Here is a 21,153-nt window from a genome sequence, read left to right as displayed (position 1 = left end):
AGGGGAAGGCGCCGCGAATGCGCGTATGTCAGGCATGTGCCGTCGGTGGCCCGTACCGCCCGGACCGCCCGAATCCGGGCACCACCCGCCCGTCGGCGGACCTCCCGCCCGCCGAGGCCCCCGCCGATGAGGGGCCCCAACGCGCGGAGACGTCAGCCGGGGTGGGGGCAGGCGGGCGGGGGCAGGGGGCGGGGGTAGGCGGGGCGGGGACGTCAGTGGGGACGTCGCCCCGTGCGGATCAGGCCGGGCCGTCCCGGAGCTCGCGCTTGAGGATCTTGCCCGAAGCGTTGCGGGGCAGCTCGGAGACGATCCGGACCGTCTTGGGGACCTTGAACGGCGCCAGGTTCGCGCGCACGTGCTCCACCAGCTCCCCCGGCAGCGCGTCCGCGTCCGCGTCGGCCGTCGGGACCACGAACGCCGTCACCGCCTCGATCCACCTCTGGTCGGGCGTCCCGACCACGGCGGCCTCGGCCACTCCCGGGTGCGCGAACAACACGTCCTCGATCTCACGGGAGGCCACCAGGACCCCGCCGGTGTTGATCACATCCTTGATCCGGTCGACGACCTCGATGTACCCCTCGGTGTCGGCGCGCACGAGGTCACCGGAGTGGAACCAGCCGTCCCTGAAGGCGTCCGCGGTCTCCTCCGGCTTGTCCCAGTAGCCCTCGCACAGCTGCGGCGACCGGTAGACCACCTCGCCCAGCTCCCCCGGGGCGACCTCCGCCCCCTGTTCGTCGACCACCCGCAACTCCACGAACAGCACGGAGCGCCCCGCCGAGGAGGGGCGGGCCGCGTGGTCCTCGGGGCGCAGCACCGTGGCCAGCGGCCCGATCTCGCTCTGCCCGAAGCAGTTGTAGAAGCCCAGGTCCGGCAGGGCGGCGCGGAGACGGTCCAGGACCGGCCCGGGCATGATCGAGGCGCCGTAGTAGGCCTTGCGCAGGCTGGACAGGTCGCGGTCGTCGAACGAGGGGTGGTTGGCCATCGCCACCCACAGGGTCGGGGCGGCGAAGAAGGCCCCGTGCCCGTCCGCCTCGATCCGGCGCAACAGGTCCTGGGGGTCGGGCGCCTCCACCAGGGTGTTGCGGGCGCCCAGCGACAGCCACGGCATCAGAAAGACGTGAAGCTGCGCCGAATGATAGAGGGGCATCGCGTGCAGGGGGTTGTCACCGGCGTCCATGTCCAGCCCCACCAGGCACGACAGGTACTCGTGCACCAGGCCACGGTGCGTCATCATGGCGCCCTTGGGCCTCGACGTGGTGCCCGAGGTGTACAGGAGCTGCACCAGGTCGGTGTCGGCCACGTCCGTGTCCAGCGCGAGCACCGAACCCCGCGACGCCTCCTCCAACAGCGACCCCGGGGCGTCCCGCAGCTCCAGCACCTGCTCCACGCCGGTCTCGGTGCGCAGGGCGTCCACGGCCGACCGCAGCGCCGGGTCGACCAGGGCCACCGTGCTGCCGGACTGTTCCAACAGGTAGGCGAGTTCGGCCCCCTGGAGGGCGAAGTTGATGGGCACGTGTACGAGCCCGGCGCGGGCACAGGCCAAGAACCCGATCAGATAGGCGTCGGAGTTCCTGCCGTAGGCCGCGACCCGGTCGCCCTTGACGGCTCCCGTGGCCAGGAGGCGCGCGGCGGCCCGGGTCACGGCGTCGTCGAGCTCCGCGTAGGTCCACTCTCGGTCGGCGAAGACGAGCGCGGTGTTACCCGGAGATCGGACGGCGCTCCGGTGAAGGAGGTCGTCCACGCGGCTGGAGGTCGTCACTGCGGTCATGGCACCTGGTCTCTTCCCGTCGGTGCGGCCCGGAGGGAGCCGGGCCGCGCACACGGCCACCATCCTGTTGCCCCGGGTTCGTCCCGGCAAGACCCACAGACACGGGAACGCCCGGTAGCTGGCCGGTGGGAGCCGACCGCAGGGCCCAGACGCCCGAGGTGCCCCCTCCCAGCGAAGGCGCGATCCAGTCGGCGCGCGGAACCCGGGAAGGCAGGTCAACCCTCACTGTCGGGAAGCCGGTTCACCGTGACCACCGACCACACCGTCACACCGGCCAAGACCACCCAGACGGCCCACATCACCCAGAGCACCCAGAAAGCGCCCACGGTCACCGTGGCCGAGCCCAGGGCGATGAGGGTCATCCCGGTGGAGGTCACCAACAGTCCGGTCGTTCTTCGGGCTCGTTTCAGGTCCTCGTCCATGGGGAGACCCTAGGAGTTTCGGCAGGGGCCCAACCCACGGCATGGGGTCACTGGCGCCCGGCATCGAGCGAGCGGTCGGCGACCGGCCCGTCCCCCGTGGGGCTCACCGACCGCCATCGATGCGGAGCACCAGGCAGGTCGGTCCGTCCCCCCGTGGGCTCACGGCGGCGCTGACGCTGACTCGGTAACGCCCCTCCCCTCCTTACCGGGTGCGGCTCCTCATGCCCGCTTGCCCTTGGCGATCTGGTCCACGCGGGCCGGACTGATACCCAGCTCGGCGGCGATCGCACGCACCGTCCGCCCCTGATCCCGGAGTTCGGCGACGGCAGGCTGACGGACGGCCTTCAGGGCCATCTCGATGTCGGCGAGAGCGGCCAGGAGGTCCCCGACGAGTTGCGCCCGGGTGAGAGGGTCGGGCTCTTCGGCGAGCGCGCCCGGGAGGGTGGTGGGGAATGTGCGCAGGTGTACGAGGGTTTCGCGTGCGTCCATGTGTCGAGTCTAGGCGTCTGGACATGACCTCCGGGCAGACACCACGCGTAGCCCCAGGGGTCGCCAGGTCATCGACCCGGGGACGGTGTCACGACACGGACCACCAGCCCGACGGTCGAAGCTCGCCAGACTGCGCACAAGTGGCGGGTTCACCCGAACCATTGCTGTTTGACCAGTGACGTCCCCTCGAACTCCTCCGGGATCGCGTCCATCAGCACTTCGTTCACCGTCTCCCCCAACCAGCGGTTGGAGTTGCGGCGCACACCCTGACGTTTGAACCCCGCCTTCTCGTACGCCCGGATCGCCCCCGTGTTCGGCTCGAGGACCGTCAGGTACACGCAACGCAGGTTGGTGACGTGGAACGCGTAGTCCAGGACCAGCCACGTCGCCTCCGAACCCACCCCTCGACCACGGCCTTCACCCATCGCCACGACGTACTCGCCATTGCCGCGCGGCTGGTCGGTATACACCTTGGCGATCCCGACCGGTGTTGGCTCCTGACCGGTGAGGTCGTAGATGGTGAAGCGGAGTTCGTGATCCGAGGCCCGATCGTAACCGTCGACAAGGATCTGTTGAGTGACCTGGAGCGGCTGCGGCGTCCGCCGGTTGTAGCCGACGATCGTGGGAATCTCCTGCTCCCACCGCCAGTACCGTTCGACCAGATCCGGCCGGATCGGACCGATCCCGGCTAGGACACCGCGCAACCAGATCAGAGGTTCGCTCATGTGATCTTCTCCTTCGGGGGTGGCGCCAGCACGAGGGCGCACCTGCGGATGCGCTCTTCTCATCGGGGACAGCTCTCGCTGGCCCATCCCCACGTGTGTGGGGCTCACGTCCTGCGCGAACTCACACTGGAGGCTCAGTCCGGCCCATCCCCACGTGCGTGGGGCTCACGCTCACCCGAACGGGTGTTCAGCGTCAGAGGGATTGAAGCGCCGACAGCAAACTAGCCTCTCCAGAATCATTCAACTACGTTGGGTAATGGAATGTGTTCAATGTGAAAGCTGGAGAATCCTTGCGAACCCCGCTGCTGTTCAACACCGCCGCGTTCGGCACCACGGTGGCCGTCGTGCTCGCCCTGGCCAGCGGCCCGGCCATGGCGGAGGAGCTCACCTTCGAGCGGGCGATTTCGGCTGCGGTCGGCGCCACCGCGAGCGACCACGTCTCGGTCGACCAGACTGGTCGGAGCGCGCAGGCCGCGACGCTCGAGGAGCGAGTCAAGAAGGTCATCGCCGCGCAGCTCGACGTTCCTGAGGACCGGGTCGTCAACACGGCGTCCCTGACCGAGGACCTCCAAGCCAACGACCTGGGAATGATCGAGCTCGCCCAAGGCTTGGAGGAGGAGTTCGGCATCACCATCCCTGATGAGGAGATCGAGTTCACGACCGTTCAGTCGGTCATCGACTACGTCGAGGGCAAACAGGCCTGACCAGGACACTTCTCGTGGGCGAACACGGTCTCCGAGCGGCCTGTGCCGCTCGGAGGCTTCCGCGAAATGCCGTACCCTCTCCCCGCGACGGCACGCCCCCGGCAAGAGAACACGGCTGCGCACCACAGCAGCGATCCTTCTCCTCCAGCGCCCGAGTGGGACGTGCGCCCCTCCAGATCCGGAGACGACGCCCCGGAGCCCGGACCCCTCCCTCCTTTCGGGGACCCCGCTTTGTCGGCCTCGCGTGACCGGAAGGAAGTTCCGGTCAGCCTGAAGGCACCCCGCAAAAGGGACATGTCCTGAACAGTCTGGCCGGTCACACCCCCGTTTTCCGGGGCATCACCGCCAGACACGCCTCAGCGGGCCCACCATGGAGGCTCCACATCCGACCTCCACACAGAGTGAGCCCGAATGAGTGACACCGCCCCCGAGGGCTGGCACGTCAAACTTGAGGAGAAGTGGTGGGGCTACCGTCTCCACCTGAGCGCCCCGGTCGTCGAAGCCATCGAGGAGACCAACGAGTACCTCGATCCGGTGCACTTCGTCCTCGCCACCATCGAGAACGAACCGATCGGCTGGGCGATCGAGGCCTACCTGGTGAGCGAAGCCCTGCTGATGGGCCTGGAAAAGAACGACAAGGGCGTGGTCCTCAACGCGAGCTGGCTGGCGATCTTCGTCATCGTGCCGACCCCGGGAGAGATCGACTGGAACGACGCGGCCGCGGTTCACACCCCGACCGTCGACCCCAGGAGCATCGACACCTCGGCCGAGGGGACCAAACTGCGCTGGAGCGTCTTCGATGGCACGCGCTGGGGGCCTGAGGTCGCCTTCCCCCTGGACAACGTGCACTCCAGCGGGGTGGCCGCCGCCGTGTACCAGGACAGCCTCTACTGTGTGCATCGCGGCGGCGGCTCGGACACTACCCTGTACTGGTCCCGGTTCGATCTGAACGCCACGGGACCCGGGCAGAAGGGCGTCCTCAAGAATCAGCAGTTGCCGGGGCAGAGGTCATGGAACCGACCGGCGCTGACCGTGCACGATGATGGTCTCCTCCACTGCGTCTACCGCAGCGCCGATGAGAGCGCCGACCTGTACGAGACGACCTTCGACGGCACTGCGTGGAGCTCGGCCCAAGCCATCAAGGGCCAGCGTTCCTGGACCGTGCCCGCGTTGGTTTCGGCGGGCGGGGTCCTGCACTGCGTCTACCGCAGCGCCGACGACAGCGGCACCCTCTACCGGACCATCCGTAACGAAGGCACCTGGCAGCCAGCCGAACCCCTGCACGCCGAGGGCGTGCCCACCTCGTACTGGTCGACGGACACGCCCCCGTGCGTGGCCGTGCTCGTGGAGGACTTCGACGCCCGTCTCTACTGCGCCTTCACCGACAAGGACAGCCAGGAGCTGTGGTTCTCCAGTACCCGGGTGTGGCAGGACGACTGGTCGGCCCCGGAGAAGATCTCCGGACACCGCACCTCCACCGGAGCGGGCATCGCGAGCTGGGCGACCCCGGAAGGGCCCTCCGCCGTTCTGGCGGTCAGTGAGGCGATGAACAACACGGCCTTGGGCTGGAGCGAGCTCTCCCCTGACGGAGATGTGCGTGGTCCCTTCGCCCTCTCGGACCTGACCAACCGATCGGCTCCGGTCCTGGTGCCCTTCCACCCGGTCAACGACGAACTCAGTACTCAGGTGATGTGCCTGCACATGGCCGACTGACACACCCGGGACCCGCTGCCCCGAAGCAAGTGCCCGGCCGCGAGTCCGGCTGTCCAGGACGCTGCGATCGAAACGGAGAAACGCATGTCCGACCTTTTCTTGGCCCTGGGGAAGTGCCGCGGCCACATCTCGCTCCAGTGGCAGGTCGCGAACCCCGGAGCGTGGGACTCGGTCGCGCTGTACGACCGCGAACCCGCTCAGGCCGGGGCCGACGGCTACCTGGCCAACCAGTGGCAGTGGGCCACCAGGGGCTATCCGGCCGACTACGGGCACGGGGCCTGGGCCACGACTGGCAAGCTGTACGAGACCGGCTACACCTACGACGGCCGCCAGTACTGGGCCGCCTACATCACCTACGATTACGGACGCGGTGCCTACCGGGTGACCCACCAGTACGGACCGGCCTCGCGCGAACTCGACTTCGCGCACGCGAGGTGGACCGAAGTGCACTGAACCCAAGATCGCTCCGGCCACACCATCACCACCGTCCAACGGATGTGACGGCACCACGAAGGCGGTGGTGATGGGTGGTGCCGGGTCCGTTTCTTCCCTACTGGCACTAGTTCGGGTCAGAAGGGACGCATCTGTGGGTAGGCGGCCCAGTCGCGGAGCTAGGCCGTGCCCGCCGTGGCCGACGTCGCCGGTTGTTCGGTTCTAGCTAGCAGCCACCGGCACGAGACAGGGGCTCACGCCCTGTCTGCGTTGGTGTACCAGGGACTGTCCGGTCCATCCCCACGTGCGTGGGGATCACGCCGGACTCGTGACCGACATCAAGGCCACCCGCGGTCCATCCCCACGTGCGTGGGGCTCACAGATCGTCGATGGTGACGGTACCGGCGAGAACCGGTCCATCCCCACGTGCGTGGGGCTCACGGCCTTCACGTCGTTGATGAAGTCGAGCAGGTCGGTCCATCCCCACGTGCGTGGGGCTCACCGATGCCGATCGGCCATTCGGGGTCCCACCACAGGTCCATCCCCACGTGCGTGGGGCTCACCTCTCCCACTACTGGATCGACCGCCGCAGCACCGGTCCATCCCCACGTGCGTGGGGCTCACCTCTCCACCCACTGCCTCGCACGCAGCGCGCATTGGTCCATCCCCACGTGCGTGGGGCTCACTGCGCGCACCCCGCACGGTCGTGAATCAAGAGGGTCCATCCCCACGTGCGTGGGGCTCACGGCGCCTCCTGGCCGAACCTGCCCATGCCGAGCGGTCCATCCCCACGTGCGTGGGGCTCACCCGGTGCCAGCAGGCCGGGGACGATGCGAACCCGGTCCATCCCCACGTGCGTGGGGCTCACCGACCGTCTCCGGCCCCGCGTAGGCGGTTAGCGGTCCATCCCCACGTGCGTGGGGCTCACCTGGTCCTCGGCATGGTCCTCGGCGCCCTCGCCGGTCCATCCCCACGTGCGTGGGGCTCACTAGCGCCCGGCGTCGAGTGAGTGGTCGGCGACCGGTCCATCCCCACGTGCGTGGGGCTCACTGCCACAGCCATCCGAAAATGGCGCCCATGGCCGGTCCATCCCCACGTGCGTGGGGCTCACGTCGTCCCCTACCCCCGCCGAGGGTGGGGGATCGGTCCATCCCCACGTGCGTGGGGCTCACCGGACTTGCTCCGCTCCGGGCTGGGGATGCTGCGGTCCATCCCCACGTGCGTGGGGCTCACCTGAGTTGGGCGTGGTCGCCCGCCCACACCACCGGTCCATCCCCACGTGCGTGGGGCTCACGGGACGAGACGACCCAAGGCGCGAGCAGGGATCGGTCCATCCCCACGTGCGTGGGGCTCACAAGATCGGGATCACGCCCATGGCCGGCCCCCGCGGTCCATCCCCACGTGCGTGGGGCTCACGCCGACGACTGGTGATCGCAGATACCTGGGTACGGTCCATCCCCACGTGCGTGGGGCTCACGATCATCGCGATTGAGCGCACATACCGCATGTCGGTCCATCCCCACGTGCGTGGGGCTCACACCTGGACGAGCACGCCGACCGGTTCGACCTGCGGTCCATCCCCACGTGCGTGGGGCTCACGAGGCCGTCGAGCAGCTGGGCACGATCCGCGTCGGTCCATCCCCACGTGCGTGGGGCTCACTTCGGTCCGCTGCAATCAGCGGTGAGGCGGGGCGGTCCATCCCCACGTGCGTGGGGCTCACAACCCCCGCGTGAACCATTGGTTGAACTGTTGCGGTCCATCCCCACGTGCGTGGGGCTCACGTCACCCATTACTCCGCCCAGTACTCTCTCCTCGGTCCATCCCCACGTGCGTGGGGCTCACCAACGTCAGCGGGACCGTGCTCGGACACCGCGACGGTCCATCCCCACGTGCGTGGGGCTCACCCATCCAGCTTGATGTTCGTGAAGATCACGGCCGGTCCATCCCCACGTGCGTGGGGCTCACTGAGGGGCCGGGAGAGGTCCTCCCAGCCCCCCGGTCCATCCCCACGTGCGTGGGGCTCACTCAGGACACCGACGCTGGTTCGGCAGCACGTCGGTCCATCCCCACGTGCGTGGGGCTCACCGGGTCACAAGATCCCGCTTTCCCTGGTGCTGCGGTCCATCCCCACGTGCGTGGGGCTCACCGCCTCGGGGCCGAGGCACCCCGCCTCGGCCCCGGTCCATCCCCACGTGCGTGGGGCTCACGAAGAAGCCGGTGAACCGTTGCCGCTGGACACGGTCCATCCCCACGTGCGTGGGGCTCACGCGGCCTTGTCAGCCACCAACTCCGGCACGGCCGGTCCATCCCCACGTGCGTGGGGCTCACCTGGTGGGCGACCTGATGGTCGCGGAGGCGGACGGTCCATCCCCACGTGCGTGGGGCTCACCCAGCATCAAGGCAGCCGCCTCGGCCACTTCACGGTCCATCCCCACGTGCGTGGGGCTCACGCATGTACACGGGTTTCACAGGGCCTCGACCTCGGTCCATCCCCACGTGCGTGGGGCTCACCTTAGCGACAGCGGGGTTTCGGTAGATGACGCCGGTCCATCCCCACGTGCGTGGGGCTCACCTCAGGAACCACAGAGGAAGATGAGGAGTCGCCGGTCCATCCCCACGTGCGTGGGGCTCACGGCGGCCTGGTCGCCTCCGCCGACGGCATGCGCGGTCCATCCCCACGTGCGTGGGGCTCACGTCGGGGTGTTCGTCCACCAGGCGCGCCCCGTCGGTCCATCCCCACGTGCGTGGGGCTCACCTGGCGAGCCCGCCCCGGCCGCGCCTGTGGAGCGGTCCATCCCCACGTGCGTGGGGCTCACAGGGGCCTTCTTAGTGGCGACGCGCGAGGTGCCGGTCCATCCCCACGTGCGTGGGGCTCACGTCATCATGTCGAACACCGCGACCCCGGGGGGCGGTCCATCCCCACGTGCGTGGGGCTCACGCTTAATGACCTGCGACAACACAGGCCGTTATCTCCGCGAGACCTACTGGCCGGTTAAGTAATGGCCGACCCCGGCCAACCCTCACGAAAACCCCACCAACTGTCACTCGCCAACGCTAACTTTGCCTCATCTGATGCTCGCACGCCCCTTGGAGCACTCCCGGAATGGCAGCCAACCCCCCTACCCTCCCTGACCCCGATGATGCACACCCACGCATCGACCTCGATTTGTGGGCCAAGGCCCGCCACCTCAACGGCCACCGGTACCCGTACGTCCTCCACGCCCTCGACGCCACCGCCGCCGCGCTCGTTCTGTGGGACGTCGTCCTGTCCGACGGCCTGAAGCGTCGAATCTCCGCGGGCCTGGGCACGGACGATACCCATGCCCGCGCTCTGGTCGCCTTCTGGGCCGGGTGCCACGACGTCGGCAAGCTCATCCGCGAGTTCCAGGAACAGATCGACCTCGACCTGTCCGCCTACCCCGCCTACCCGCATCCCGGGGATCAGTCCGGCCACGCCTCCGTCACCCACCAGTGGCTGGTCACCGCGCTCGGCGCCCTCGGTTACGACGACGACCACGGATTCACCGCTCACCTGGTGGCACAGCTCCTGGGCGGCCACCACGGGGTCTATCCGGACCCCCTCGACCAGTACACGACGCCCCGCTTCCAGAACGACGTCTGGCAGGGGCAACGCGAGGACGCGACCCGAATCGTCCACGAGGCGGCCGGTTCCCCAGAACCGCCCGCCCGCTTCGAGACCGCGGCCGCCCCGCTGGTCTGTGGCCTGGTCATTCTCGCCGACTGGCTGGTCAGTCAGGAGCACTTCCTCCTCGACCGGCTCAGGACCCCTCCCGGCGACGGTGGGCGTTCGGCCCTCCTGGCCCACGTCCAGGCCTCCGCCGCGAGGATCTCCGACCTGGTGCGGGAGGCCGGGCTGCACCGCCTCACCGTCTCCCCCGCCACGTTCACCGAGTCCTTCCCGGGGTTCACCCCCAACGGTCTCCAGAGTTCCCTGGCCCGCCACCTCCCCGACCTGTGCGCCGAAGGAGGACTGGTGCTCATCACCGCTCCCCCGGGTGAGGGAAAGACGGAGGCCGCCCTGTACACAGCGGACCTGTTGGGCGCGGCGACCGGGCACGACGGCCGCTTCCTGGCCCTGCCGACCATGGCCACCGCGGACCAGATGTACGGCCGCCTGAGGGCGTACGCGCGAGGCCGCTCAGAGGTCAGGTCGCCCCTGACGCTCCTGCACTCCATGGCCTGGCTGAACCCCGAGTACGCACCCACCGACCAGGAGCTGTCCCGCGCCGACGACCTCGCCCCCACGAGCTGGCTCATGAGGGCCAAGCGCGGCCTGCTCGCCTCCTGGGCGACCGGCACCATCGACCAGGCCCTCATGGCGGTGCTGCCCTCGCGGCACAACGCCGTCCGTATGTTCGGCCTGGCGGGGAAGGTCGTGATCGTGGACGAGGTGCACTCGACGGACCCCTACATGCAGATCCTGCTGGAGCGTCTGCTGCACTGGCTCGGCGTCTACCGCGTCCCGGTGGTCCTGCTGTCCGCCACCCTGCACCACTCGGTGGCGAACTCGTTGGTGAAGGCCTACGTCACCGGTTCCAAGGGCAGGGTGAAGCGTTCCGCGCCCGCGTTCGTGGAGAAGATCCAGTACCCGGGTTGGCTGCACGTCCACCCCGACAGCGGAAAGGTCACCACCCAGCCCGAACCCTTCGCGACCACGGAGCGAAACCCCCTGAGGGTCGATCTGGTCCCCGTCCCCCTCAAGGATCGGCGTCCCGATCGGGAGCGGGCGCTCCGCGACCTCCTGGCCCCGCTGGTCGCCGAGGGCGGGTGCGCCGCGGTCATCTGCACCACCGTCGCCGAGTCCCAGCAGACCAGGGACCTGTTGGCCGCGTGGTTCGCCGCTCTGGACGACCCTCCGGAGCTGTTCCTCCTGCACGCCCGCTTCCCCCAGGAGCAGAGGACCCGCATCACCGCGGAACTCACGCGCAGATTGGGCAGGAAGGGGGCCGAGAACGGCGACCGACCCACGCGGGCCGTCATCGTGGCCACCCAGGTCATCGAGCAGTCCCTCGATCTCGACCTGGACCTGCTCGTCACCGACCTGGCCCCCGTCGGTCTGCTGTTGCAGCGCGCGGGCCGCTGCTGGCGGCACGAGCACCTGAGGATCGTCACACGCCCGGCCTGGGCCACGGAGCCGCGGATGGCGGTCCTGGTCCCGCGGGAGGAGCAAAGCGCGCGACACGTCCCCCGTTCCTGGCAGTACGTGTACACCCCGTCCCTGCTGATGCGCACGCACACGCTGCTGGCCCGCAGGGAGGGCGCCCGCGTGAGGATTCCGGAGGACATCCAGTCCCTGGTGGACGACCTGTACGACGATCCGACCCTCATCGAGGACGTCACCGCGGACCTCACGCGGATCGGCGAGGAGTTGGCGCTGCGCACACACGGACGCAACGCGGTCATCCCCAGCAGCCGGGAGGTTCACGGGGACCTGTCCCGGCTCACCCGGGCCGACTTCGAGATCGGTGAACACTTCCTGGCCACACGGTTCGGTGCCGACTCGGTACGGGTCCTGTGCTGCTACCGCGACGCTCGGGGCCGCCTGTGGCTGGACGAGGACCTGACCCGACCCCTGCCCGCCACCGACTCCAAGGGACGGATGTCCGGGGACGACCTGCGTTCGGTGATGGCCCGCACCATCCCCCTGCGCGCCGACCGCAACACCCAGCCGCCGCTGGCCGAGGCCAACCGGGTTCCGCAGGGCTGGGAGCTCAACTTCCACCTGCACGACCTGGTGCTCCTGGTCCACCCGGTCCGCGGCGGCACGACGGGGGAGGCCGCCCTCGGCGACAGACGCCTCTACCTCCATCCCGACAACGGCCTCGAAGAACGTGCCTGACCCTGACCCGGACCCTTCGTCCGGCCGACCTTCCACGGAGTGACGGTGACCCCCTCATACGACCTGGCCGAGCGGCCCTGGCTACCGGTGCGCGCGGCGGACGGGACGCCCGCACCCGCCGTAGGGCTCCGGGAACTGCTGTCGCGCGCCCACGAGTTCTCCGACATCGAACTGCCGATTCCGCCCGCCTCCGCCCAGCTGTGGCGGGTGCTGACCCTGGTGGCGGCCCGTGTCACCGGTCTGGACCTCGCCGACGATGTCGGCGACTGGTACCGGGCGCGCCGCCGGGTCCTGGACGCGGGCGCGTTCGACCCTGACCGGGTGGAGGCCTACTTCTCCTCCCTCTCGGGCCGCTTCGACCTGTTCCACCCCGAACATCCCTGGTGTCAGGACCCGCGCCTGAGTCAGCAGTGCGCCAAGGCCTCGGGGGTGAACAAGCTCGCCTGGGGCCGCACCGCCGGTCAGAACCAGGTGTGGCTGGGCGGCCACCACCACGACCTGGCCCCGGTGCCCCTTCCTCCCGACGAGGCCGCCTGGCACCTGCTGGCCACCCTCGGGTACGGCCCCTCCGGGCGCTGCACCTCGCGCACGGTCGACGGTCGTTCCGAGGCCAACAGCACCGCGGGGCCCCTGCGCGGGACGGTGTCCTTCCACCCGTTGGGGCGGACCCTGTTCGAGAGCCTGGTCGTGAACATCCCCTTCGACGGGGACAGCGAGGACGAGGCCGGGGACGTCGAACCCGCGCCGTGGGAGCGCGACACACCGCCCGATCCGCTGGGGGCGCCCCAGGAGTCCACCGGACTGGCCGGAACCCTGCTGAACCAGGCCTCTCACGCGGTCCTGCTGGTACCCGACCCGGGCGGCGACAAGGTCGTCGACGCCTACGTCACCTGGGCCCGGCGGGACCGCCCGGTCCCGCCCACCGACCCCTACCTCATCCACCTGTTGAGCAAGAAGGGGCAGCGGTACGCCCGCCCCGCCGACGCCACGCGTGCGGTCTGGCGCGACCTGGACTCGCTTCTGTCGGAGGACACCCAGGAACGCTTCCGGCCCGAGCTCCTCGGCCACCTCACCAGCATGAGCCACCTGCCCGGTGACCTGTACCGCGCGTTGCGGCTGCGGGCCTTCGGCTTCGACCAGGACGGGCAGACCCGGGACCGGCAGTGGTTCACCGCCACCACGCCGGCGGTCCTTCGCTGGCTCGAGGACTCCGCCGACCCCTCCGAGGAGGCCGTCGCGGCGCGCACCCGGATTCGGCTCGCACGCCGCTCGGCCGAGTCCCTGGGGTCGCGGCTCAAGAAGGCCCTCACCGAGGCCTGGAAGGAGGGGAACAGCCCGAGCGGCGGCTCCGGGCGGACCGATACCGGGACGGGCCCCTGGCTGCGGCGCGGGCTGTCCCGGTACTGGGCGGAGGCCGAGAGGGAGTTCTGGCGGATCGCCATGGACGCCGACGCCAAGGGCCCCGGCACCGTCTTCTCCCGTCTGGCGCTGGCCTCCTACGACGAGGTGACCGGGCCCTACTGTTCCCGCCCCCGTGTCGCCGCGGTCGTGGAACGGCACCGGCGACCACTGTTCCCGAGGCGGCCCGGCCGCCGCACCGACCAAGGAGGCGACACATGATCGAGACGAAGACACAGGAGAGGGAACGGAAGAAGGGGTGGGAGAAGGAGCCGGTGACGGATCGGCACGTTCTCCGCGCCGCCGACCGGATGGCGGACCACCTCGAGGAGCGGGTGCGCAACGAGCCCGCCGTGCGGGCCGTGCTGCGCAGGGCGAGCGGCAAACGGGTCGACGACCCGGCCGTCCTGCCGGTCCACGGTTTCGTGGCCCGCTACCTGGACCGACTTCTCACTTCCATCGAGGACGACGACCGGGCCCGGTGGCGGTTCCGCGAGGCGGACGTGGAGCGCGCCTTCTACGGGGTGGCCGCGATGATCGCCGCCCAACCCCGTCAGGCTCGCGACCGGACCGGTGTGGAGACCGGTGTGGAGGACTCCGAGTCCGGCCAAGAGTCGACCGAGGAGTCCGCAGGGGGCTCCGCCGGGCAGACCCCGCAGGCCGCGTCCGACCTCGACCAGACCGCCTCCGGCACCGACCAGGGCACGTCCGGCACCGACCGGGACACCCCCGGCACGGACACGGAACGGCGGCCCGCCGACCCGCTGAGGAGGCACTCCAACCTCGGGGCCGTCCTCGGCGACGCCGTCACCCGGGGGCGGCTCAACGCGGACACCACCGAGGAGCGCCTCCACCTGCTGTGCCGTCAGTCCGTGGACGGGGTACACGCACAGCTCCCCCGCCTGGTCCTGCACGCCTGCGACAAGGGCGTCACCCTCGACTGGGGACGTCTGGCCCTGGACCTGTCCCGGTGGGGAGCCGACCGGGACACCGTGGCCAAGGAGTGGGTGCAGTCCTACCACCGCACCATCGAGACCGAGAGGGCCAGGCGCGACGAGGCCCGGGCCCAGAACGACACCGACGACGATTCCGAGGACCACACCGCATGAGCACCCCCGCCTTCCTGGACGTTCACGTCCTGCACACGCTCCCCTACTCCAACATCAACCGCGACGACCTGGGTTCTCCCAAGACCCTCGTCTACGGCGGAACCGAGCGCACCCGCGTCTCCAGTCAGAGCTGGAAGCGCTCCGTCCGGCACCGGGTCGAGGACCGCCTGGGCGACCCGGCGGTCCGTACGCGACGTATCGTCGGAGAGATCGCCCGACGACTCACCGCTCTCGGCTGGGAGCCCGCCCTCGCCGAGCAGGGAGGCCGTCAGGTCGTCCTGTCCGCGGCCAAGAACGGGATCAAGCTGGAGAAGGAGAAGGAAGGGGAGTCGCAGTCGACCTCCGTGCTCTTCTACCTCCCCGTCTCCGCGATCGACGCCCTGGCCGCCATCGCCGACGAGCACCGTGAGGCCGTGGCCAAGGAGTCCGCCAAGAAGACCCCCAAGGGGGTCCTGCCCGCCGACGACGTCGTGGCGGTGCTGCGCTCGCGCAACGCCACCGTGAACCTGTTCGGCCGCATGCTCGCCGAGATCCCCTCCACCGAGGTGGACGGGGCCGTGCAGTTCGCGCACTCCTTCACCACCCACGGCACCAGCGTGCAGGCGGACTTCTTCACCGCGGTCGACGACGTCCCCAAGCAGGACGACCACGGCAGCGGCCACATGAACGTCGGCCAGTTCAGCACCGGCACGTTCTACCGGTACGCCAACATCGACCTGGCCGGGCTGCTGCGCAACCTCGACGGGGACACCGCGGCCGCCCGCGAGCTGGTGTCGGAGTTCCTGCGCGCCTTCCTGGACACCGTCCCCTCGGGCAAGCAGAACGCGACGGCGGCGATGACCCTGCCCGACCTGGCCCACGTGGCGGTGAGGTCGGACCGACCGGTGTCGTACGCGCCCGCGTTCGAGGCGTCGGTGCGCGGCGCGGAGGGGTACGCGCCCGCCTCGGTGTCGCGGCTGAGCGAGTACGCCGGGCGGCTCGGCCAGCTCTGGTGGCCCGGAACCGTCGTGTCCTCCGTCCACGCCGGGGTCGACGGCAAGCCGGTCGACCACCTCGGCGAGCGCCTGACGAGCTACCCCGAGCTGGTCGAGGCCTCCGTGACCGCCGCCTACCCCGGGGACGGGTCGTGACCGGTCTCCTGCTCCGCCTGGCCGGACCGATGCAGAGCTGGGGCGAGCACAGCGTGTTCGGTGAACGCGACACCCTGTCCTTTCCCAGCCGGTCCGGCCTGGTGGGCATGTTCGCCGCGGCCCAGGGCGTGGGGCGGGAGGAGAGCCTGGAACGCTACGAAGGGTTGAGGCTGCTTGTCCGCGTCGACCGACCCGGTGTCCGCATGAGCGACTTCCACACGATCGGCGGAGGCCTGCCCCGGGAGCGGACGGTGCCCACCGCCGAGGGCAAGCGGCGCCCCGAGGGCGCGACCACCATCGTCACCCGGCGGGCCTACCTGGCCGACGCGGTGTTCACCGTGGCCGTCACCGGGCCAGGGGCCGAGGACATCGGCCCCGCCCTGTCGTCCCCGCACTGGCAGACCTACCTGGGGCGGCGCTCGTTCGTGCCCGACCCTCTGCTGGTGTTGCGGGACCGGGTCCCCGACCCCGAACACGAACTGCGCACCACGGTCCCGCTGCCCCACCGCCGTGTCCCCGAGGGGCGGGAGAGCCTCGAGGTCGACATGGTCTCCGAGCAGGTCTGTCCCGGTGAGGCCGACGGCCGGGCCGTCCTCAACGACGTCCCCGTCTCCTTCGCCTCGGCCCGCCGCCGGTACACGAGCCGGGAGGTGCGGGTGGAAAGGACCGCGGTGCCCGCGGCACTGGTGGCGACCAGCATCCGCGCGTACCAGGAACGCCTGTTGGACTATGTCGTCAAGGAGCATCGTTGACCTGGCTCACGAAGATCACCCCCGACCTGTCGGCGCGGCGGGCCCGGGCCGCCTTCGCCAACGCCGGGGAACTGCACCGGCTGATCATCGGCCTGGCCGCACCCCACCTGGGAGAGGAACCCGTGTCCTCTCCCAGGCAGCGCGCCGGTCTGCTCTTCCGGGTGGACGAGGGCCCGGCCGGGCCGCTCCTGCTCGTCCAGAGCCGGGACCGGCTCGACCTGACCCGGGTCGGCGACGGCATCGGGCAGACCGCCGAACGCGACCTGACGCCGTTCCTCGACGGGCTGGAGAAGGGGCGGGAGGTGCGCTACCGGCTGGCCGCCGCCCCCTCCAAGAGGCTTGGCAAGTCGGAGAAGAACGCCGAGCGGCTCGGTGACCGCGCACGGCCGGGCGTGCGCGCCTACACACGACCGCTCCACGGAGAGGACGCCGAACGATGGTGGCTCGACCGCGCCGAGCGCCACGGACTGGAGCCGCACCAAGTGCTGAGCGCCGGGCTGGGACCGGCCCTGGACCCGGGTAGGAGCGGCAGGCGCGGGATACGCCTGCACATGACCCGGTTCGACGGATACGCGGTGGTCACCGACCCCGACGCGGTGCGCCAAGCCGTGGTGGAGGGCGTGGGGCGGGGCAAGTCGTTCGGCTGCGGGCTGCTCAGCCTCGCCCCGGCGGAGTGGTGAGGCCGATGACCGGCGTGAGTGAGCCCCGGGCGGCCAAGAAGCTGGCACGGCCGACCCTGGCGATGTTGCCGAAGGTGTCGGAGAACCTGTCGTTCCTGTACGCGGACATCTGTCGGATCGTGCAGACCGACACCGGGGTGTGCGCCGAGGTCGCCGCCGGGGCGGGCAGCGTGCACCGGGTACAGATCCCCACAGCGTCCCTCGCGTGTCTCCTCCTCGGCCCGGGCACCTCCATCAGCGCACCGGCGCTGGCGACGTTCATGCGGCACGGCACGACGGTGGTCTGTTGTGGATCGGGAGGCATCCTGCACTACGGGAGCACGGTGCCCGAGAGCCGCACCACCGCGTGGCTGGACCGGCAGGTACGGGCCTACGCCGACGACCGGGCCCGTATGGCCGTGGCCCGGCGCATGTACGAGATGCGGTTCGGGGAGGAGGTGGAGGCCGGGATCGGTATCGAGCGCCTGCGCGCCCTGGAGGGCCAGCGCATGAAGGCGCTGTACCGGACCCTGGCGACCAAACACGGGGTGAAGCCGTTCAAGCGCAACTACGATCCGGCCGACTGGGACGGTCAGAACCCCGTGAACAAGGCGCTGTCGGCGGGGAACGCCGCCCTGTACGGGGTGGTGCACTCGGTCATCGCACACCTGGGGTGCTCCCCCGCCCTCGGCTTCGTGCACTCCGGAAAACAGCAGTCGTTCGTCTACGACATCGCCGACCTGTACAAGGCCCGGACCACGATCCCGCTGGCGTTCTCCCTGCACGGTGCGCAGAACCCCGAGGGTCGGGCCCGGACCCTGCTTCGGACGGACCTGCGGCTGTACAAGATGATCCCGCACATCGTCCGGGACATACAGGTACTGCTCGATCCCGGCCTCGAGGACGAGGACGACGAAGGGCCGGAGACGGCGTCGCGTCGGTGGCGGGTGGTCGACCTGTGGGACCCGTCCTCCGGTGCGGTCTCGGGAGGGGTCAACTACGCGGGGACGGGGGACTGATGGGGTCGATGGTGGTGATCGCCACGACCGCGGTTCCGGATCGCGTACGCGGCGCCCTGTCCCGGTGGATGACCGAACCCGACGCGGGGCTGTACGTCGGCACGATGAACGCCCGGGTGCGCCAGGAGTTGTGGTCCGCGGTGAGCGCCTCCGTCGGGGACGGAGCCGCCGTGTGCCTGCACCCCGCGGACAACGAGCAGGGATACGTCGTGCTCACGGCGGGCGAGCGGCGCCGGAGGGTGCTGGACTTCGACGGCCTCCAGTTGATTCGGATGACGGCGCAGGTCGAGGAGGTCGAGGAGAGGGCGCCGGAGTGGCTCCCCGAGGCTCCGGAGCCAGCGGCCGGGAGCCCGGAGGGGGCCGAAGGCGCGGAAGCGGGGTTCGGGGCGCAGGAGAGCCCCTTCGACGACCTGCCCGAGGAGGGTTGGGGGCCGGACCGGTAACGCGACAGGCTGGTCCTCGCCGGGCAGACGCACGGATGCCGAGGCCGTGCGTCACGTTCTCCGGTGAGGTCGAGAGGCCGGGGGGTGTCGTCCACGCCCCGGCCTCGTCGGTGTCGGCCCGTCCCCACATGCGTGGGGCTCGCCACCATCCGCCAGATCCAGGAGGGGAAGGGGATCGGTCCATCCCCACGTGCGTGAGGCTCACAGCCCTGCGGCGTCACCGTACGCGGTGTGGACGGTCCATCCCCACGTGCGTGGGGCTCACGGCGCCGGTGACCCGTCACACACTGCAAATGGAGGTCCATCCCCACGTGCGTGGGGCTCACTTCCAGGACCTTTGGTCGGACGTCCAAGACACTGGTCCATCCCCACGTGCGTGGGGCTCACTACGCCGCCGGCATGTACACCGCCACCGAGTACGGTCCATCCCCACGTGCGTGGGGCTCACGCGAGGCCAGCCATCGACGTGGCAGACTTCGTAGGTCCATCCCCACGTGCGTGGGGCTCACTGGCCGCAATCTCGAACAGGGCGCCAGACTGCCGGTCCATCCCCACGTGCGTGGGGCTCACCGCGCACGGGCCTCGGTCCGCTGCGCCATGACCGGTCCATCCCCACGTGCGTGGGGCTCACCACGTCCTGTGGGTCCGCGTCGAAGAACCCGACGGTCCATCCCCACGTGCGTGGGGCTCACGTCGGCCCGGCCACCGAAGCACTGGTGGACGCCGGTCCATCCCCACGTGCGTGGGGCTCACGCTTAATGACCTGCAACAACACGGGCCGTTATCTCCGCGAGACCTACTCGCAAGTCAATGGAGCCGCCCGTGTGCCGACTACATCCCCCAGCATGTTCTCACGTCCCTGATACACAGCCACTGCCATCGTCGCCGGCGGTGATGCCGATCCCGTACGCACCGGATCACGCGGGCGACTCCACCGGGTCGTTGAGGGCACTTCCGTCCTCGACCCGAGGGCCGAACCGGATCGAGGCCAGTTCCCGCGCCCCGCGCCGGTCGAGTGTGAGCAGGCTGCGCGCGCCCGGCGCGAACGCCGTGGGCCCGCGCCGGGTGGCTGCGCGCAGTCGCCGCCAGCGGCGCGAGTGCGTCCGGTGACTGCGCTCGGTCACCCGCCGCCCGCGCACAATCTGCCCTGTGCGGGCCTCCTGCGGGGTGGCGTCGATCATCAGCACGTGCATCTCGTACCGGCGCAGTCGGCAGAGGAGGGAAAGCAGCACACGGACCGAACCCCGGGTTCCGCACTCGTGGACCACCACCGGCCCGCCGCCGCTCAGCGCGAGGGCCACGTGGACGAGGTGGAGAAGGTGCACCACCCAGCGCCACAGCGGGTACGGGACCCGGGCGAGCAGCCCCCTGAGCTGGTAGCGCGACTGGAGCGAGTCGATGACCCGCACACCGTCCGTGGTGGTCACGGCCCGCTCCTCGTCCCCGCGCAGACCGAACAGCCGCCGCAGCAGGGTGCTCTTCCCGGCTCCGGGCACCCCGGCGACCAGCACCAGGGACCGCCGAGGGTAGACAGCCCCGCACACCGTCTCGTCGTGCGCCATGGGCGCGTACCGCACCCGACCCTGAAACATCTTCGGTAGCTCCTCAAAGCGACCTCGGTGCCGGTGGGGGCTCGGCTCTGCGGTGGGTGTCACCAACGCCGTGGTCGACGACACCACCGCCAACCTACTCCCAGTCGAAGGGCGACGCTCCCCCGAAAGCCCTTCGTAGTCGGGGATGCGTGGCCCGGAGGGCCCACGCCTCGCGCGGCGTCGTCGGGGGCGCGCGGCGGCGGCCCGACGGCTCCTCAGGAGGTGGCGCAACAGGGATCGCGGTTACCGTGGCCGCTCCCGGAACGGTGCCGCTCGCCGCGCCCCGCATTTCGGCCTTCTCCTTTTTCTCGATCCCCTACCTGAGCTCGGTGTATTTCTCCCCCTGGGACGGATGGAGTTCTTGTCCACTTGGCGGTAATCGGCCAGGGACGCGTCGCGGTTCCGGCTCCCGGCCTGAGGGGAGTCGATTCTCTGATCAGGGGGAATCCGCCGATCGGCCAAGAGACTCGCGTCGGAAACGCCCCATGTGTCCGGGGCGGCGCCGGGCCCCCGGTCGGCTTCGGCGTGGCAGCGCCCTGGGGCAGCTCGCAGCCCCAGGTAGTGGGGGCGTGCGCTGTCATCCGGCAGGAGGCGGCCGCCGGTGTTGGAGAGCCGCGACGCCCCGGCGACCGGGCGTGGTTCGGCGCCGTATTCGTGCGGAGAAAAGCGAAACCGAGGGCCTCGAAGACGATCACGAAACTCGGGGTTCGCGGTGGGTTCATGCGCGGAGGGTGACACGCCACCCATGAGGGGTAAACAGATATGGACACGCAAGAGGTCGAAAGACCGCTATTGAGGGCGCGTGAATGGTGTGATTGCGGATATTCATGGTCCGCCTGCGATTCTTGGTGTCGCGGTGGACGGCACGGGCCCTGGTGCCCGGGTTCGGCGACGCGTGCCGCGTCCACCAGGAGGCGCTCGCCCGGGCACGCCCCGG

At 70.1% G+C, this 21,153-nt stretch carries 15 protein-coding genes, 1 pseudogene and 2 CRISPR repeat arrays; of the genes and pseudogenes, 11 read left to right on the top strand and 5 right to left on the bottom strand.

Annotated elements, in window-relative coordinates:
• Window positions 1–238 precede the first annotated feature (238 nt).
• From ACFYL4_RS08115 to ACFYL4_RS08100, 4 genes are all read right to left on the bottom strand, one after another.
• Window positions 239–1,768 carry a fatty acyl-CoA synthetase gene (locus ACFYL4_RS08115; protein WP_387517396.1) on the bottom strand — a complete coding sequence of 510 codons (1,530 nt, stop codon included), beginning with the start codon at window positions 1,766–1,768 and terminating at the stop codon, window positions 239–241.
• A gap of 215 nt (window positions 1,769–1,983) precedes the next feature.
• Entirely contained in the window at window positions 1,984–2,190 is a 207-nt protein-coding gene (locus ACFYL4_RS08110; protein ID WP_387517394.1) for a hypothetical protein, read from the bottom strand.
• A 219-nt stretch (window positions 2,191–2,409) separates the two neighbouring features.
• Window positions 2,410–2,679 (bottom strand): hypothetical protein, encoded by a 270-nt coding sequence (locus ACFYL4_RS08105; RefSeq protein WP_387517392.1) that lies wholly within the window; start codon window positions 2,677–2,679, stop codon window positions 2,410–2,412.
• 149 nt (window positions 2,680–2,828) lie between these two features.
• Window positions 2,829–3,404, bottom strand: coding sequence for a GNAT family N-acetyltransferase (locus ACFYL4_RS08100; RefSeq protein WP_387517390.1), 576 nt, complete (start codon window positions 3,402–3,404; stop codon window positions 2,829–2,831).
• A gap of 473 nt (window positions 3,405–3,877) precedes the next feature.
• On the opposite strand from ACFYL4_RS08100, the pseudogene ACFYL4_RS08095 reads away from it, so the two are divergent.
• The 11 genes and pseudogenes from ACFYL4_RS08095 to cas2e all read left to right on the top strand — a co-directional run.
• Window positions 3,878–4,108, top strand: a pseudogene (locus ACFYL4_RS08095) (acyl carrier protein); the annotation flags it as partial.
• A 411-nt stretch (window positions 4,109–4,519) separates the two neighbouring features.
• The gene (locus ACFYL4_RS08090; RefSeq protein ID WP_387517388.1) at window positions 4,520–5,821 is read left to right on the top strand and encodes a hypothetical protein; all 1,302 of its coding nucleotides are present in this window, start codon (window positions 4,520–4,522) and stop codon (window positions 5,819–5,821) included.
• A gap of 84 nt (window positions 5,822–5,905) precedes the next feature.
• The gene (locus ACFYL4_RS08085; RefSeq protein ID WP_387517386.1) at window positions 5,906–6,274 is read left to right on the top strand and encodes a hypothetical protein; all 369 of its coding nucleotides are present in this window, start codon (window positions 5,906–5,908) and stop codon (window positions 6,272–6,274) included.
• 269 nt (window positions 6,275–6,543) lie between these two features.
• A CRISPR array of direct repeats spans window positions 6,544–9,192; the repeat unit is 29 nt; unit sequence CGGTCCATCCCCACGTGCGTGGGGCTCAC.
• 228 nt (window positions 9,193–9,420) lie between these two features.
• Complete coding sequence (gene cas3, locus ACFYL4_RS08080; RefSeq protein ID WP_387517384.1) at window positions 9,421–12,114, top strand: CRISPR-associated helicase Cas3'; 2,694 nt, start codon at window positions 9,421–9,423, stop codon at window positions 12,112–12,114.
• 45 nt (window positions 12,115–12,159) lie between these two features.
• Complete coding sequence (gene casA, locus ACFYL4_RS08075; RefSeq protein ID WP_387517382.1) at window positions 12,160–13,734, top strand: type I-E CRISPR-associated protein Cse1/CasA; 1,575 nt, start codon at window positions 12,160–12,162, stop codon at window positions 13,732–13,734.
• Entirely contained in the window at window positions 13,731–14,621 is an 891-nt protein-coding gene (casB, locus tag ACFYL4_RS08070) for a type I-E CRISPR-associated protein Cse2/CasB (protein WP_387517380.1), read from the top strand. Before casA ends, casB begins: the two co-directional genes overlap by 4 nt.
• Window positions 14,618–15,751, top strand: coding sequence for a type I-E CRISPR-associated protein Cas7/Cse4/CasC (cas7e, locus tag ACFYL4_RS08065; RefSeq protein WP_387517378.1), 1,134 nt, complete (start codon window positions 14,618–14,620; stop codon window positions 15,749–15,751). Before casB ends, cas7e begins: the two co-directional genes overlap by 4 nt.
• The gene (gene cas5e, locus ACFYL4_RS08060) at window positions 15,748–16,503 is read left to right on the top strand and encodes a type I-E CRISPR-associated protein Cas5/CasD (RefSeq protein WP_387517376.1); all 756 of its coding nucleotides are present in this window, start codon (window positions 15,748–15,750) and stop codon (window positions 16,501–16,503) included. The genes cas7e and cas5e overlap by 4 nt, the downstream gene beginning before the upstream one ends.
• A complete protein-coding gene (gene cas6e, locus ACFYL4_RS08055) occupies window positions 16,500–17,183 on the top strand; it encodes a type I-E CRISPR-associated protein Cas6/Cse3/CasE (RefSeq protein ID WP_357768791.1) in 684 nt (227 codons plus the stop codon). Before cas5e ends, cas6e begins: the two co-directional genes overlap by 4 nt.
• 5 nt (window positions 17,184–17,188) lie before the next feature.
• Window positions 17,189–18,181, top strand: coding sequence for a type I-E CRISPR-associated endonuclease Cas1e (gene cas1e / locus ACFYL4_RS08050; RefSeq protein ID WP_387517374.1), 993 nt, complete (start codon window positions 17,189–17,191; stop codon window positions 18,179–18,181).
• Window positions 18,181–18,624 carry a type I-E CRISPR-associated endoribonuclease Cas2e gene (gene cas2e, locus ACFYL4_RS08045; protein WP_387517372.1) on the top strand — a complete coding sequence of 148 codons (444 nt, stop codon included), beginning with the start codon at window positions 18,181–18,183 and terminating at the stop codon, window positions 18,622–18,624. Before cas1e ends, cas2e begins: the two co-directional genes overlap by 1 nt.
• A gap of 115 nt (window positions 18,625–18,739) precedes the next feature.
• Window positions 18,740–19,377: direct repeats of the CRISPR family, unit length 28 nt; unit sequence GGTCCATCCCCACGTGCGTGGGGCTCAC.
• A gap of 164 nt (window positions 19,378–19,541) precedes the next feature.
• Here cas2e and ACFYL4_RS08040 read toward each other — a convergent pair.
• A complete protein-coding gene (locus tag ACFYL4_RS08040) occupies window positions 19,542–20,216 on the bottom strand; it encodes an AAA family ATPase (protein WP_387517370.1) in 675 nt (224 codons plus the stop codon).
• Window positions 20,217–21,153: the final 937 nt, after the last annotated feature.

The sequence above is a fragment of the Nocardiopsis sp. NPDC006938 genome, from assembly GCF_042869555.1.
Taxonomy (GTDB): domain Bacteria; phylum Actinomycetota; class Actinomycetes; order Streptosporangiales; family Streptosporangiaceae; genus Nocardiopsis.
The sequence above is the reverse complement of the archived record's forward strand: the minus strand, read 5'-3'. Positions and strand labels throughout refer to the sequence as shown.

Coding starts and splice junctions, on each gene's coding strand:
- cas7e (WP_387517378.1), top strand. CDS start 14,618: ATGAGCACCCCCGCCTTCCTGGACGTTCACGTCCTGCACACGCTCCCC.
- cas2e (WP_387517372.1), top strand. CDS start 18,181: ATGGGGTCGATGGTGGTGATCGCCACGACCGCGGTTCCGGATCGCGTA.
- ACFYL4_RS08100 (WP_387517390.1), bottom strand. CDS start 3,404: ATGAGCGAACCTCTGATCTGGTTGCGCGGTGTCCTAGCCGGGATCGGT.
- casB (WP_387517380.1), top strand. CDS start 13,731: ATGATCGAGACGAAGACACAGGAGAGGGAACGGAAGAAGGGGTGGGAG.
- ACFYL4_RS08115 (WP_387517396.1), bottom strand. CDS start 1,768: ATGACCGCAGTGACGACCTCCAGCCGCGTGGACGACCTCCTTCACCGG.
- ACFYL4_RS08090 (WP_387517388.1), top strand. CDS start 4,520: ATGAGTGACACCGCCCCCGAGGGCTGGCACGTCAAACTTGAGGAGAAG.
- ACFYL4_RS08110 (WP_387517394.1), bottom strand. CDS start 2,190: ATGGACGAGGACCTGAAACGAGCCCGAAGAACGACCGGACTGTTGGTG.
- ACFYL4_RS08105 (WP_387517392.1), bottom strand. CDS start 2,679: ATGGACGCACGCGAAACCCTCGTACACCTGCGCACATTCCCCACCACC.
- ACFYL4_RS08085 (WP_387517386.1), top strand. CDS start 5,906: ATGTCCGACCTTTTCTTGGCCCTGGGGAAGTGCCGCGGCCACATCTCG.
- ACFYL4_RS08040 (WP_387517370.1), bottom strand. CDS start 20,216: ATGTTTCAGGGTCGGGTGCGGTACGCGCCCATGGCGCACGACGAGACG.
- cas1e (WP_387517374.1), top strand. CDS start 17,189: ATGACCGGCGTGAGTGAGCCCCGGGCGGCCAAGAAGCTGGCACGGCCG.